The following is a 13,575-nucleotide window of genomic DNA, read 5'->3' on the forward strand; positions in this document are numbered from 1 at the left end:
CGGCCCGGCCGCACGTCGCGCGCTGAGAGCCGGCCATGCGCGTGCTTCTCGTGGAAGACGACCAGATGCTGGGCAGCGCCGTGCTGCAGGCGCTGCACGACGCCGCCTATGCGGTCGACTGGGTGCAGGACGGCGCCACGGCGTCGACGGCGCTCGACGGGCACGACTACGAACTGGTGCTCCTCGACCTGGGCCTGCCGCGGCGCGACGGCATTCAGGTGCTGCGCCGGATGCGATCGCGCGGCGACGCGACGCCCGTGCTCGTGATCACGGCGCGCGACTCCGTCGACGAGCGCATCGAGGGCCTGGACGTCGGCGCCGACGATTACCTCGGCAAGCCCTTCGCGGTGGGCGAACTGCTCGCCCGGCTGCGCGCGCTCGTGCGCCGCACCGGCGGCGCGACGACGTCGACGCTCACCAACGGCATCGTGTCGCTCGAGCTGGCCGAGAAGCGCGCGGTGTCCAACGGCGTCGTCCACAACCTGTCGCACCGCGAGTTCGCGCTGCTGCAGGCGCTGATGCTGCGGCCCGGCGCGGTGCTGTCGCGCACGCAGCTGGAGCAATCGATCTACGGCTGGGGCGAAGAAGTGGAGAGCAACGCGGTGGACGTCATCATCCACGGCCTGCGCCGCAAGCTCGGGGCTGACCGGATCCGCAACGTGCGCGGCCTGGGCTGGCGCGTCGAGCACGCCGGCCCGGCCGGAGGCGGCTCGTGAACCATTCGCTGCGCAAACGGCTGTCGCTGTGGCTGTCCGCGGCCATCGTGCTCATGAGCGCGACGACGGCGGGCGTCACATTCTGGATGAACTACCGGGACGCGAACGACCTGCAGGACACGCAGCTGCAGCAGATCGCCGCCGCGCTCGCGACACAGCCGGTCCGCGCGCCGCGCGAACGCTTCCTTCCGCGCGACGGCGAGGATGCCGAGACGCACCTCGTGATCCGCCCGCTGGGCAGTTCGGACATCGATCCCAACCCGCGCATCGACGTGATGCTGCCGCCGAGCCTGGCGCCGGGCCTGCACGACCTCGAGGCGTCCGAGGTGCACTGGCGCGTCTTCGTCCGCAACGATGTCGACGGCCGCGCGTTCGGCGTCGCGCAGCGGCAGCACCTGCGCGACGAGGTGGCGCGCGACAACGCGGTGGCGGCGCTGGCGCCGATGTTCGTGCTGGTGCCGCTGCTGCTGTTGATCGTCAACCTGCTGTTGCGCCAGGGCTTCGTGCCGCTGGTCGCGTTGTCCGGCGAGGTCGACGAGGGCGACGTGCGTCACTTGAAGCCACTGCGCACCGACCGCATCCCGGGCGAGGTGCTGCCGCTCGTGCACGCTGTCAATCGCCTGCTGACGCGCGTGGGCGGCCTGCTCGAGCAGCAGCGCCGCCTCGTCGCCGATGCCGCGCACGAACTGCGCACGCCGATCGCCGCGGCGCGCGTGCAGGCGGACAACCTCGCGCACGCCGACCTGACGCCCGACGCGCGCGAGCGCCTCGAATCGCTGCAGCGCGGACTCGCGCGCAACTCCGAACTCGTCGACCAGCTGCTGCGCCTCGCGCGCGTGCAGGGCGACGCGCCGCATGCGGACCAGCCCATCGCGCTCGACGCGCTGACCCGCAGCGCGATCGAGGAGACGCTGGCGCTCGCCGAGTCGTACAAGATCGACCTCGGCTGCATCCGGCTGGATCGCGCGCAGGTCCGCGGCGACTCGCTGCACGCGTTCGCGCTGATCCGCAACGCCATCGACAACGCGGTTCGCTACACGCCGCCGGGCGGCTGGGTCGATGTCAGCCTGGTGATCGACGAAGGCGACGCGCTGCTCGCGATCGAGGACACCGGCCCCGGCATCCCGTCCGACCTGCGCGAGCGCGTGTTCGAGCCCTTCTTCCGCGTGCTCGGCACGCAGCAGAGCGGCAACGGCCTCGGACTGGCGATCGTGCGCAGCGCCGCCGATGCACTCGGTGGCCGCGTCGAGCTGACGACCCGGCTCGACGGCCAGCCGGGCCTGCGCTTCGTGTATCGCCAGAAGCTCGCTTGAAGCGACGCGCGAAGAAGCCTTCGCGCGCCGCTGCGCGTCAGAACTTGTAGCGCGCGCCGATGGCGATCTCGGTCTCGTTGCTGTAGGCCTGGCCGGCGCCGAAGTGGTTGCCGTTGCCTTGCGCGTCGCCCAGCACCCAGGCGCCGTCGACCTTGAAGTAGTCGCCCGCCAGGTAGACGTCGAGCTGGCGATCGACGTGGTACATGTACGACGCGAACAGCGCCTTCTTCGAGCCGTTGGCCGCCACCGCGGTGACGCCGGCCGTGTTGCCGAACGGGTTGAGGATGTTGCCGCCGCCGTTGAAGCCGGCATGCTTGCCCTTCGAGTCGTTGAAGCCGAGCGCGAACTCGTTCTCCGGCGTCGGCAGCAGGCTCGCCGAGATCGTCCACGCGTTGTCGGTGCGCGTGCCGGCGCTGTTGTTCGCACCCTGTTCGGCCGTGTAGTGGACGTAGCCGGCGTTGACGCGGAACATGCCGATGCGGAAGTCGCCGCCGACCAGCTCCGACTGGTGGATCAGGTCGTTGACGTTGGCGCGGTCGTACGACAGGTTGGCGCTGAGGAGGCCGCCGCCGATGTCGATGCTGTTCAGCGCGATCGACGCCTCCTGCGTGCTGCCTTTCTTGAAGTCGCCGGGCGTGGAGCCGCCATTGCCGACGTCGCCGCTGCCGCCCGCGCCCTGCGACCCGAAGGCGTACGCGAGGCCGGTGACGACATGCGCGCCGAACTTCTTCTTCCACGCGATCGAGCTGTTCATGCGCGTGCCGTTGGCCGAGCCCGAGTAGAAGATGAACTGCTTGAAGTTGTTGACGTTCGAGTAGCCGCCTTCCTTCAGCGTGACGTCCGCGGTGCCGTAGGCGTCGCCCCAGGTCTGCGTGAAGTCGCGCGTCAGCGTGTTCTGGCGGCCGAACGTGAGCTTGCCGAGGTCGTCGCTGTAGAAGCCCATCCAGGCGTCGCGATTGAAGAAGACGTCGGAGGTGTCCATGTCGCCGGTGGGCAGCTCGAACTCGGTCTCGAGCTTGGAGATGACCTTCAGGCCCGGCAGGCCGATCTGGTCGCCGATGGCCAGCGCGTGGTCGGCGTCGAAGCCCAGGCGGTTGCCGCTGAACCAGGCGACCTGGAAGCCGGTCGTCGAGCCGCCGCCGGTCGTCTGGTGGTTGGCGTGGCTGCCCGTGGCCTCGATCAGGCCGTACATGTGCAGGCTGGTCGTGCCGTTGTTGTAGAGCGAGACGCCGGAGGGCGCGTCGACGAGCTTGACGCCGTTCTGGTCGGTGGTCATCGCCACGGGGATGGGCGCGGCCTTCGCCGGCGCGGGCGCGGCGGCCTGCTGGGCGGTCATCGCGTTCAGGCGTTGCTCCAGCGCGTCGAGGCGCGCCTTCTGCGCGGCCTCGGCGGCCTTCTGCGCGGCGATCTCGGCACGCAGGTCGTCGACCTCGCTCGCGAACACGGGTTGGGCCAACGCGAGGACGGCCAGCGCGCTGGCGCGCATTGCGAAGTTCTTCATGTCATGTCTCCAGTGGTTGTCGCCCCACGCCGGGGGCTCGGTGTTGTCTGGCGTAGGAATCCAGATGCTTCGGGTCACTTCGGCGGCACGAAGCCCGCGGCCTTGTAGACCGCGTCGATCGTGGGTTGGCCGACGCGCGACACCATCTCCTGGTGGACCGGCATCAGCGCCTTCTTCCACTCGTTGATCTCGTCGGCGGTGGGCGTGTAGACCGTGGTCTTGCCGCTCGCGCGGATCTTCTCGAGCGCCATCGCGTTCTCGGTGGCGGCGAGCGCGTTGGCGTAGGTCGTGGCGTCCTTGACGCAGCCGTCGAGGATGGTGCGGATGTCCTCGGGCAGGCCGTCCCAGAACTTCTTGTTGACGATCACCGCGTAGGCCAGGTGGCCGTGGTACGAGAGCGTCATGTGCTTCTGCACCTCGTAGATCTTCTGCGTCCAGAAGTTCGACGGCACGCCCTCGGTGCCGTCGACCACGCCCGACTGCAGGCCCTGGTACAGCTCGCTGAACGCCATCACCTGCGGGATCGCGCCGAGCGCGCGCATCTGGGCGTCGAGCACCTTCGACGACTGGATGCGCATCTTCAGGCCCCGGAAATCGGCGACGTGGTGCAGCGGCCGGTTCGCGCTCATGATGTGAAAGCCGTTGTCCCAGTACGCCATGCCGCGGATGCCCTTGGCCTCCAGCTTGTGGAACAGGTCGGCGCCGACCGGCCCCTCGGTCACGGCGCGGAACGCGGCCTGGTCCTTGAAGATGAAGGGCAGGTCGAAGACCTCGTACTCCTTGACGCCCAGCGGCCCGAACTTCGCCAGCGAGGGCGCGAGCATCTGCACCGAGCCGAGCTGCAGCGCTTCCATCTCCTCCTTGTCCTTGTACAGCTGGCTGTTCGGATAGACATCCACCTTCACGCGGCCCTTGGTGCGCTCCTCGGCGAGCTCCTTGAAGCGCTGCGCGCCGTTGCCCTTGGGCGTGTCGGGCGCGACGACATGGCTGAACTTGATGACGACGGGGCCGCCCTGCGCGCGGGCGGACTTCGTCTCCGATCCGGCCAGTGCGGCGGCTGCCGCGAGCAGTGCCGCGCGGCGCGAAATGACGGTTTTCATGAGGATCTGTCTCCGGTGTTGCGGGTCGGGACGTCATCGCGTCCACCCGTCTGCCGCCGAGGCTACGAGCGGCCACCCTTCCATTAGCTTTCAGCAGAATTAGCTGAGGGAAATCACGTAGTCGACCAAACAACGCCCCGCACGCGACGCGTGCCAAGGGCGAAACGCGCTCGTAGTATTCAAGGCGGAGACAGGCCTCAGAACGATTGGCGGCACGCCATGCAAGACGACGAGACGACCCGGCGATCGACGATCGCGCGCGCGCTGGCAGCGGCCGCGTGCGCGCTCGCGTGCGTGCTGCCCGCGCGTGCGCAGACGATCCAGCTGATGGTGGGCGGCGTCGAGAAGCAGATCTACCTGCCCGTCGCCCTCGCCGACCGCCTCGGGTACTTCAGGGAACAGGGCCTGGACGTCCATGTGCTCAGCGACACCTCCGGCGGCCACGCGGAGGACGGGCTGCTCACCGGCAGCGTCCAGGGCGTCGTCGGCTTCTACGACCACACGATCGACCTGCAGGCCAAGGGCAAGTTCGTCCAGGCCGTGGTGCAGTTCAGCCAGGCGCCGGGCGAGGCGGTGGTCGTCGCCGCGCGCCGCGCGGATGCCATCCGCTCGCCCGCCGATTTCCGCGGACATGCGCTGGGCGTCACGGGTCTCGGTTCGTCGACGCACCTGCTGATGCAGTACCTGGTCGCGCAGGGCGGCATCCGCAAGGGCGAGGTCACGATCGCGGGCGTGGGCGCGGGCGACGCCTTCGCGCAGGCGCTGCGCGAAGGCCGCATCGACGTGGGCATGACGACCGAGCCGACCTTGTCGCGCCTGCTCAAGGCCGGCGATGCGCGGCTGCTCGTCGACCTGCGCACGCCCGAGCAGGCCACGAGCGCGCTGGGCGGCATCTATCCCGCGGCCTGCCTGTACCTGTCGAGCCCGTGGATCAGCACCCATCGCGAAGACGTGCAGCGGCTCGTCAACGCGCTCGTGAAGTCGCTGCGCTTCATCGCGGCGCACAGTGCGCAGGAGATCGCCGCGCAGCTGCCCGCCGAGTACATGGCGGGCGATCGCGCGCTCTACGTGAGCACGCTGCAGCAGAGCAAGTCCATGTTCATCGCCGACGGCGTGATGCCGGCCGACGGTCCGGCCAACGTGCTGCGCGTGATGCGCGTGGCCGAGCGCGCGGTGGTCGGCAAGCCGATCGACCTGTCGCGCACCTACACGACCGAGTTCGCGCAGGCGGCGCGCTGAAATCGCGGGCGGCCAGCGATGCGACTGCTCCTCGTCGAAGACAACCGGGTACTGGCCGACTGGCTGTCGCGCACGCTGCGCAAGCAGCAGTACGCCGTCGACTGGGTCGAGAACGGGGCGGACGCCGACTTCGTCCTGCGCACCGAGACCTACGACCTCGTGCTGCTGGACCTCGCCCTTCCCAAGCTGGGTGGCCACGAGGTGCTGCGACGCCTGCGCGAACGCGGCAACGGCACGCCCGTGATCGTGCTCACGGCCGACAACACGACGCGCAGCCGCGTCACCGAACTCGATCACGGCGCCGACGACTACGTTGCCAAGCCCTTCGAGGTCGAGGAACTGGAGGCGCGTATCCGCGTGCTGCTTCGCCGGTCGGCCCACGTCGCCAACCCGCAGGTCGCCTGCGGCGCCCTCGTCTATCACGGCGGCAGCCGCGAGTTCACGCTGGCGGGCAAGCCGCTGACGCTGACCCCGCGCGAGCGGACCGTGCTGGAAGTGCTGATCCTGAAGGTCGGCGCCACCGTCTCGAAATCGGTGCTGGGACAGAGCCTGCCTTCGCTCGAGGACGGCGTCTCCGCCGACGCCATCGAGATCTACGTGCACCGCCTGCGCAAGAAGCTCGAGGGCAGCGGCGCGACCATCGTCACGTTGCGCGGGCTCGGCTATCTGCTGAGGCAGGTGCACGATGACGCATAGCCTGCGCGGCCGGCTGCTCGCCTGGGTGATGCTGCCCCTGGCCGGCGCCGTCGTGCTCGCGGGCGTCGTCGGCCGGCAGAACGCCGAGTCCACGGCGACCGTGGTGCAGGATCGGCTGCTGCTCGGCTCCGCGCGCATCGTCGCGGAACAGCTGCGCTTCGAGGACGGCAGCATCCAGGATCCCGTGCCGCCCGCGGCGCTCGAGCTGTTCCAGTCCAGCGACATCGACAGCGTCTACTACCGCGTGATCACGAGCGACGGGCGGACGGTGACCGGCTACTCCGAGTTCCCGCTGTCGGACGCCAGGCTGCAGCCCGAGACCTCGCAATTCTTCGACACGGTCGTCCGCGGCCAGGCGGTGCGCGCGGTGGTCTACCTGCAACCCGTGCTCACCGAGACGGGCATCCAGCCGGTGCGCGTGCAGATCGCGCAGACGCTGCACGGGCGCGCGGCGCTGGTCAAGAGCCTGTGGATGCAGGCCATGGTGCAGCAGCTCGCCGCGCTCGCGCTGGTGGCGCTGCTCGTGTGGCTGGGCCTGCGCAATTGCCTGAAGCCGCTGCTGCAGCTGCGCGACGCCGTCCTCGCGCGGCGGCCAGGCTCGCTCCACGCGCTGGAGCTGGCGGCCGTCCCCGTCGAACTGAGCCCGCTGGTCGACGCGATCAACGAATACGCGATCCGCCTCGAGCGCCACACCAGCGTGCAGCGGCTGTTCATCCAGAACGCGGCGCACCAGCTGCGCACGCCGCTGACGCTGCTCACCACCCAGGTCAGCTACGCGATCCGCGCGTCCGAGCCGATGGGCCGTTCCGAGTCGCTGTCGGCGATCCGTCAGACGGTGCAGCAGTCGGTGCGCCTCGTCAACCAGTTGCTGACGCTCTCGAGCGCCGAGGTGCAGGCCGCGGGCGACCTGCAGGGCGAGTCCGGCAGGCTCGACGAGGTGGTTCGACGCGTGCTCGAGGACATGGCCGGACGCGCCCAGAGCAAGGATATCGACCTCGGCTTCGAGGCCTCGGCCGTCGACATCCACGTGCGCGGGCACGCCGTGACGCTGCGCGAGATCGTGACCAACCTGGTCGACAACGCGATCCGCTACACGCAGCCGGGCGGCATCGTCACGACGCGCATCGTGGCCGACGACCGGCGCGTCACCCTGAGCGTCGAGGACAACGGCCCCGGCATTCCGTTGGCCGAACGCGAACGCGTGTTCCAGCGCTTCTACCGCCTCAACGACAGCGACTCCGACGGCTGCGGGCTGGGCCTGGCTATCGTCAAGGAGTTCGCCGAGGCGCTGGGGGCGGACGTCGCCTTGCGGACGCCCGCGAGCGGCGCGGGCGTGACGGTCGAGGTCGGGTTCGTGGCGGCGACGCGTTCGGATCTGCCCTGACCTGATCGGCGAGGCCGCGAACTGTCGATAGTCATTCAACGTGGAAATGAGCACGGCCAACAAATCAGCGGCTTGGCGAAGTTGGCTTGACCGGGTCTGGAACTCGCGTGTCTCTGACGATGGAATTCGCGGCGTAAAAGCCGCTGAACATGGAATTCGCGACTTCGACTTCAGACGGGCGGCAGGGCCACCCAGCGATACCTTCAGGGCTTGCGCCACTCGTCCGGCGAGCCCTCGGGCGCGTGCCTGACGCGCTCGACGTGCACAGCAGCGTTCGGGCTGAGTTCCCGAGCCCGCTCGATCGCCTTCGCCTGCGAGACCTCATGTCAGGCGTGCGACATCGACTCGCGCCGACCCTTGGCGGAGACGTGTTCCGTCGCCTCCGTCGTGCTGGCCCGCAGGCACTCGATGAACGCCGTATGCGCCTGCGTCGGCAACCAGTCGTGCCGCGTCGTAACGCCTTTCAGGAGGACATCGTCGAGCGACGAGCAGCGCAATGCGACCAGCATACCCTGCTCGAGGTCGTTGCGCACTTCGGAGCGCGTCATCAGCGTGACGGCGTCAGAGCCCATCAGCAGCGCGCGACCCATGCCCAGCGAGGACGTCTCCAGGTTGAATCGTGGTTGCGCCGCCATGCCCTCGAAGATGGCCTCGATGCGGTTGCGCCGCGGCGTGCCCGGCGACGGCACCACCCATTGGCAGTCCAGCAGGTCGGGCGGCGCGACCTCAGCCAGCTTCGCCAGCGGATGCCCGGGGCGTGCCACCAGACAGTAGCTGTCGCGAAACAGCAGATCCTCGCGAACGCCGGCGGGCGTGCCGGCGCGACGGAGCATGCCGAAGATCATGTCGATGCGGCTGTTGTGAAGATCGGCCAGCAGCGCGTGGTATTCGCTCGAGACCAGGCGCACCTTGACGCTCGGATGCAGGGCCATGAAACGGCGCGTCGCCTCGGCCAGTTCCTGCGAGCCCGCCATCGGCAGGGCGCCGACCACCAGTTCCAGGTCCTCGGCGCCGGCCTCCAGCAGGATCTCGCCGCGCGCCAGCTCGATCTCGCGGATCGCGCGGCGGAACTCGCGGCCGAGCATTTCGCCGGTCTTGTTGGGAATCGGCCCCTTGGCGGTGCGATCGAACAGCGGCTTGCCGAGCGCGCCCTCGAGCGAGCGCGCGGAGCGCAGCAGCGACGCGGGCGAGAGCTCGAGGCTGCGCGCGATCTCCTCGACGCGCCCGAGCTCGCTCGCGACGATGAAGGATCGCAGTTGGGTGCCCGTCATCAGGCGGTCGACGTGCGTCGCTGCGCGACCGGTGCCGCCCTCCTGGCGGCCGAGCACGTGCGCGACGGCACCGTCGAGGATCTCGAAGAAGCGGTCGATCCGCAGCAGGTAGCGCCGGCCCAGCGGCGTGGGATACGTGCCGGTCGCGCAGCGCTCGAAGATCGGCGTGCCGATCTCCGCCTCGAGGTTGGCGACGGCCTGCGTGACGGTCGGCTGCGAGGCGCACAGCTCGCGTGATGCGCTGCTGACGCCGCCCATCCGCCCGATCACCTGCACCATCCTCAGATGGCGGAGGTTGGGTGTTTCGGCGAACTGGAACATGGCCTCCTGTCGACCTTCTGGTGCAAGCGCGGTCAATATGACAGCTGCATCGAATCTTAGTCCAGGGTCATAGGATTTGGTCCCATTGGTTCTTCTTCCAGGCCATTGGATTTCGGCGCGGCGGAATCGATCAAGGGCGGAATGCCCGCACACTTCCGGCATCAAAAGGCATTACGCCGGGTCGCGCTGGGTCATCGAGAACCTGACACGCCGTCGACCCCGCGACTTCGAACCAGAGGACCCCCGATGCGCCCCAGCCCTTCCTTCGCCCCACACGGCAGGCACTTCGTGGCCGGCGAGCTGAAGTCGACCGACTCGACCTTTGCCTCGGCGCCCGCCTGGGGCCCGTCGCATGACTTCAACGTCGGCACGCCGGCGCTGGTCGACGAGGCCTGCCGACACGCCGAGGAAGCCGCCTGGTCGTTCGGCGACAGCACTCGCGAGGAGCGCGCCGTACTGCTCGAGACGATCGCCGACGAGATCGAGGCGCGCGCCGATGCCATCACCGAGATCGGCTCGCAGGAGACCGGCCTGCCCGCGGCCCGATTGGTCGGCGAGCGCGGGCGCACGGTGGCGCAGCTGCGCCTGTTTGCCACGCACATCCGGCAAGGCGACTACCTCGATCGCCGCCACGACGTCGCGCTGCCCGAGCGCCAGCCACCGCGCCCGGAGCTGCGGCTCGTGCAGCGACCCATCGGTCCCGTCGCGGTCTTCGGTGCGTCGAACTTTCCCCTCGCGTTCTCGGTGGCCGGCGGCGACACGGCGTCGGCGCTGGCCGCGGGCTGTCCGGTGGTGGTCAAGGGGCACTCCGCGCATCCGGGGACGTCCGAGATCGTCGCCGAGGCGGTGCGTGCCGCGGTCGAACGCTGCGGCGTCCACGCGGGCGTGTTCTCGCTGATCCAGGGTGGCAAGCGCGACGTCGGCGAGGCGCTCGTGCAGCATCCGCTGATCCGCGCGGTCGGCTTCACCGGATCGCTGGGCGGCGGGCGGGCGTTGTTCGATCTCTGCGCGTCGCGTCCCGAGCCCATCCCTTTCTTCGGTGAGCTGGGCTCGGTCAATCCGATGTTCGTCCTGCCCGCGGCGCTGGCGACGCGCGGCACCGCGATCGCCGAGGGCTGGGCCGCGTCGCTGACGCTCGGTGCGGGCCAGTTCTGCACCAATCCCGGCATCGCGGTGCTGCCGTCCGGCGCGGCGGCGGACGCGTTCGTGGACGCCGTGGCCTCGGCGCTGGGCCGCGTGCAGCCGCAGGCCATGCTGACCGACGGCATCGCCACCGCCTTCCGCGCCGGGCGCGATCGCATCGCCGACTCGCGCGACGTGCAGGCCGTCTTCAGCGCCGCCTGCGCCCGGCGCGACGCGGCGCCGAGCCTGTTCGCGACCAGCGCGCGCGCCTGGCTGGCTGACCACGCCTTGTCCGAGGAGGTGTTCGGCCCGCTGGGCCTGGTCGTGCGCGCGAGCGATGTGGACGAAATGCGCCAGGTCGCGCGCCTACTGCGCGGCCAGCTGACGGCGACCATCCACCTGGACGCGGCCGACGCCGACGCGGCGCATGCGCTGCTGCCCATCCTCGAGCGCAAGGCCGGCCGCGTCCTCGCCAACGGCTTCCCGACCGGCGTCGAGGTGTGCGACGCGATGGTGCACGGCGGCCCGTACCCGGCGTCGACCAACTTCGGGGCGACCTCGGTCGGCACCCTGTCCATCCGCCGCTGGCTGCGTCCCGTCTGCTACCAGAACTTTCCCGAACAGATGCTTCCGGGCGATCTGCGCTGACAGCGCATCGCCAGACGCGGGGAAGGCCGTGCCGGTTTCTCGTCGATCGCTTCCCGCGCCGCTGCGCGTGCTGCTCGGAACGCAGCTGGGCCCGTTCTATGCGGGCAACGGCCTGTCGCTCGTCGGCACCTGGATGCAGCGCACCGCCTGCGGCTGGCTGGTGTGGGACTGGACGCATTCGGCGTTCTGGCTGGGCATCCTCTCGGCCGGCGACCTGCTGCCCGGCGTCGTCGTCGGCCCCTTCGCCGGCGTGGCGGCCGATCGCTGGGATCGCCTGCGCCAGAACGTGCTGGCCCAGATCGCGTCGGCCGTGCTGGCAGCGCTCACCGCGATCCTGTTGGCGACGAACCACCTGGGCCTGGTGAGCATCGTGCTGCTGGTGACGGCCCAGGGCACGCTCACCGCGGCAATCCAGCCCGCGCGCATGGCGATGGTGCAGCAGATCGTCGCGCGCGAGGACATGGGCACCGCCGTCGCGCTCAACTCGGTCATCGTCAACCTCACGCGCATGATCGGCCCCGCGGTGGCCGGCGCCATGATCCTGCACGCGGACATCGTCTGGATCTTCACCGTCAACGCGGCGGTCACCTTCGGCTTCGTGCTGATCCTGGCCACGCTGCGCATCGCGCCGCACGTGCGGCCGCCGGGTCGCCGCGGATTCCTCGGCGACATGGCCGACGGCTTCACGCACATCCTGCGCGACCAGGCGCTGTGGTTGATCCTGCTGGCGATGCTGTGCGGCGGCTCCATCGTGCGGGCCATGATGGAACTGATCCCGGCCATCGCCGCGGGCACCTTCCGGCAGAACGCGACGGGACTGGCCGTGCTGACCAGCGCCGCAGCGTTCGGCGCGGTGACGTCGGGCCTGGTGATGGGGCGCGTGCGCGCGTCCAACATGCTCTACGGCGTGCTGCTGTGGTGGGGCCTCGGCGCGGTCGCCGCGATGGTGCTGACGCAGGCCCGCGGCCCCGTGCTGGCCGTCGCGGCCGCCGTCGTGCTCGGCGCCGCGATCACGCGCGGCCTTGTGTCCACGCAAACCTTCGTGCAGCTGACGACGCCCGACGCGCTGCGCGGCCGCGTGCTCGGCGTGCACGGCATCATCGCGCGCGGCAGCCCGGCGCTGGGTGCGCTCGTGATCGGACTGGCGGCCGATCGCATCGGCCTCGCGCGCGCGGTCGAGGTGTCGTCCGGCGCGCTGCTGCTGTCGCTCGTCGCGCTCGTGCCGCGAACGCGCAACGCGGCGGCCAAGGTCGACGCGGCGGCGTCGCGGTCGTTCTGACACTTCGGACTCCGGGGCGCAAAAGACTTCGCCCTCGTCGCCACGCCGGACGGCGCGACGACGAGGGCGAGTTCGCGGCGCCGCTTAGCCCAGGCTGCCCGTGACGTCGTCGAAGAACTCGTCGACCGTCAGGCGGCGCGGGATGATCTTCTGGTCGAGCGCCCAGTCGATCGCCAGCTGGATGCCCTTGCGGTTGGCCTCGAGGCCGATGGGCGGGAACACGGCCGGCACCGGCGGATCGGCCAGTTGCCGGCTCTCGACGATCATGCGGTACAGCTCGCGCACGATCTCGGGATGCTTCTTCGACAGCTCCGCATGCACGACGAACATGTGGTTGATCGGCACGACGCCCTCGCGCGCGTACCAGGCCTTGGCGGCGTTCATCGCGTCAGGCACCAGCGTGCGCACGCGCGGATCCTTGGGCATGTCCTCGCCCAGCAGCGCGGCGGCGAGCCCGCCGTTCATCATCATGTCCGGGATCGACGCGCCCTTGGGCAGCCGCGTGCAGTTGGCGGGGTCGCTGTATTCGGCGAGGTGGCCGTCGCCCAGCGTCATCCACCGCACCTTGTCGAGATCCACGCCGTACTCGTGGCGCAGGATGCCACGGATCCACAGCGCGGTGGTCTGCGTGTAGGTGCGCACGCCGACCTGGCGGCCTTCGATGTCCTTCGGGTCGAGATGGCCGAAGTCGATGTTGAAGCCAGCGCAGTGATGCTGGAAGCGGCCGGAGATCGGCGTCGGCAGCAGCACGTAGGGCTTGCCGTAGGCCCTGGCCTGCAGCAGCGTGACGATGGCCAGCTCGCCGGCGTCGAACTGGTTCTCGCGCACCATGGCCTTGAAGCCGTTGTGCGCGGGCGTGGGCCCGCAGAAGTCGAGTGCGACCTTGTCGGAGCTCGCACGGCCGTCGCGCAGGGCCTTGGTGACCGCGTATTCGGCGAGGTTGACGCGCAGCGTCGGGATCGTGGAATTCATGTCGGATGTCTCC

General features: G+C 69.8%; 11 protein-coding genes. 7 read left to right on the top strand and 4 right to left on the bottom strand.

Annotated elements, in window-relative coordinates; all coding sequences use genetic code 11:
• Positions 1-35 precede the first annotated feature (35 nt).
• Together LPC04_RS06300 and LPC04_RS06305 are read left to right on the top strand one after the other, a co-directional pair.
• Complete coding sequence (locus LPC04_RS06300) at positions 36-716, top strand: response regulator (protein ID WP_275681332.1); 681 nt, start codon at positions 36-38, stop codon at positions 714-716.
• Entirely contained in the window at positions 713-2,029 is a 1,317-nt protein-coding gene (locus LPC04_RS06305; protein ID WP_275681333.1) for a sensor histidine kinase, read from the top strand. Before LPC04_RS06300 ends, LPC04_RS06305 begins: the two co-directional genes overlap by 4 nt.
• Before the next feature lie 37 nt (positions 2,030-2,066).
• Here the strand turns inward: LPC04_RS06305 and LPC04_RS06310 are convergent, their stop codons facing one another.
• Positions 2,067-3,530 carry a porin gene (locus tag LPC04_RS06310; RefSeq protein WP_275681334.1) on the bottom strand — a complete coding sequence of 488 codons (1,464 nt, stop codon included), beginning with the start codon at positions 3,528-3,530 and terminating at the stop codon, positions 2,067-2,069.
• A 74-nt stretch (positions 3,531-3,604) separates the two neighbouring features.
• Positions 3,605-4,630, bottom strand: a complete 1,026-nt coding sequence (locus LPC04_RS06315; protein WP_275681335.1) for a TRAP transporter substrate-binding protein — start codon at positions 4,628-4,630, stop codon at positions 3,605-3,607.
• 219 nt (positions 4,631-4,849) lie between these two features.
• On the opposite strand from LPC04_RS06315, the gene LPC04_RS06320 reads away from it, so the two are divergent.
• From LPC04_RS06320 to LPC04_RS06330, 3 genes are read left to right on the top strand one after another with little or no spacing between them, the layout of a single operon-like run.
• Positions 4,850-5,869, top strand: coding sequence for an ABC transporter substrate-binding protein (locus LPC04_RS06320; RefSeq protein WP_275681336.1), 1,020 nt, complete (start codon positions 4,850-4,852; stop codon positions 5,867-5,869).
• Between the two features lie 18 nt (positions 5,870-5,887).
• The gene (locus LPC04_RS06325) at positions 5,888-6,565 is read left to right on the top strand and encodes a response regulator (protein WP_275681337.1); all 678 of its coding nucleotides are present in this window, start codon (positions 5,888-5,890) and stop codon (positions 6,563-6,565) included.
• Positions 6,555-7,949, top strand: coding sequence for a sensor histidine kinase (locus LPC04_RS06330; RefSeq protein WP_275681338.1), 1,395 nt, complete (start codon positions 6,555-6,557; stop codon positions 7,947-7,949). The genes LPC04_RS06325 and LPC04_RS06330 overlap by 11 nt, the downstream gene beginning before the upstream one ends.
• A gap of 326 nt (positions 7,950-8,275) precedes the next feature.
• Here the strand turns inward: LPC04_RS06330 and LPC04_RS06335 are convergent, their stop codons facing one another.
• Positions 8,276-9,703 carry a LysR family transcriptional regulator gene (locus tag LPC04_RS06335; protein WP_275681930.1) on the bottom strand — a complete coding sequence of 476 codons (1,428 nt, stop codon included), beginning with the start codon at positions 9,701-9,703 and terminating at the stop codon, positions 8,276-8,278.
• Between the two features lie 84 nt (positions 9,704-9,787).
• Here LPC04_RS06335 and LPC04_RS06340 point away from each other — a divergent pair, with 84 nt between their 5' ends.
• Both LPC04_RS06340 and LPC04_RS06345 read left to right on the top strand, forming a co-directional pair.
• Complete coding sequence (locus LPC04_RS06340; protein WP_275681339.1) at positions 9,788-11,311, top strand: aldehyde dehydrogenase (NADP(+)); 1,524 nt, start codon at positions 9,788-9,790, stop codon at positions 11,309-11,311.
• A gap of 28 nt (positions 11,312-11,339) precedes the next feature.
• A complete protein-coding gene (locus LPC04_RS06345; RefSeq protein ID WP_275681340.1) occupies positions 11,340-12,590 on the top strand; it encodes an MFS transporter in 1,251 nt (416 codons plus the stop codon).
• A gap of 84 nt (positions 12,591-12,674) precedes the next feature.
• Here the strand turns inward: LPC04_RS06345 and LPC04_RS06350 are convergent, their stop codons facing one another.
• Complete coding sequence (locus tag LPC04_RS06350) at positions 12,675-13,562, bottom strand: substrate-binding domain-containing protein (RefSeq protein WP_275681341.1); 888 nt, start codon at positions 13,560-13,562, stop codon at positions 12,675-12,677.
• Between the last annotated feature and the right edge of the window lie 13 nt (positions 13,563-13,575).

It is taken from the genome of Scleromatobacter humisilvae, assembly GCF_023231945.1.
Classification (GTDB): Bacteria; Pseudomonadota; Gammaproteobacteria; order Burkholderiales; family Burkholderiaceae_C; genus Scleromatobacter; species Scleromatobacter humisilvae.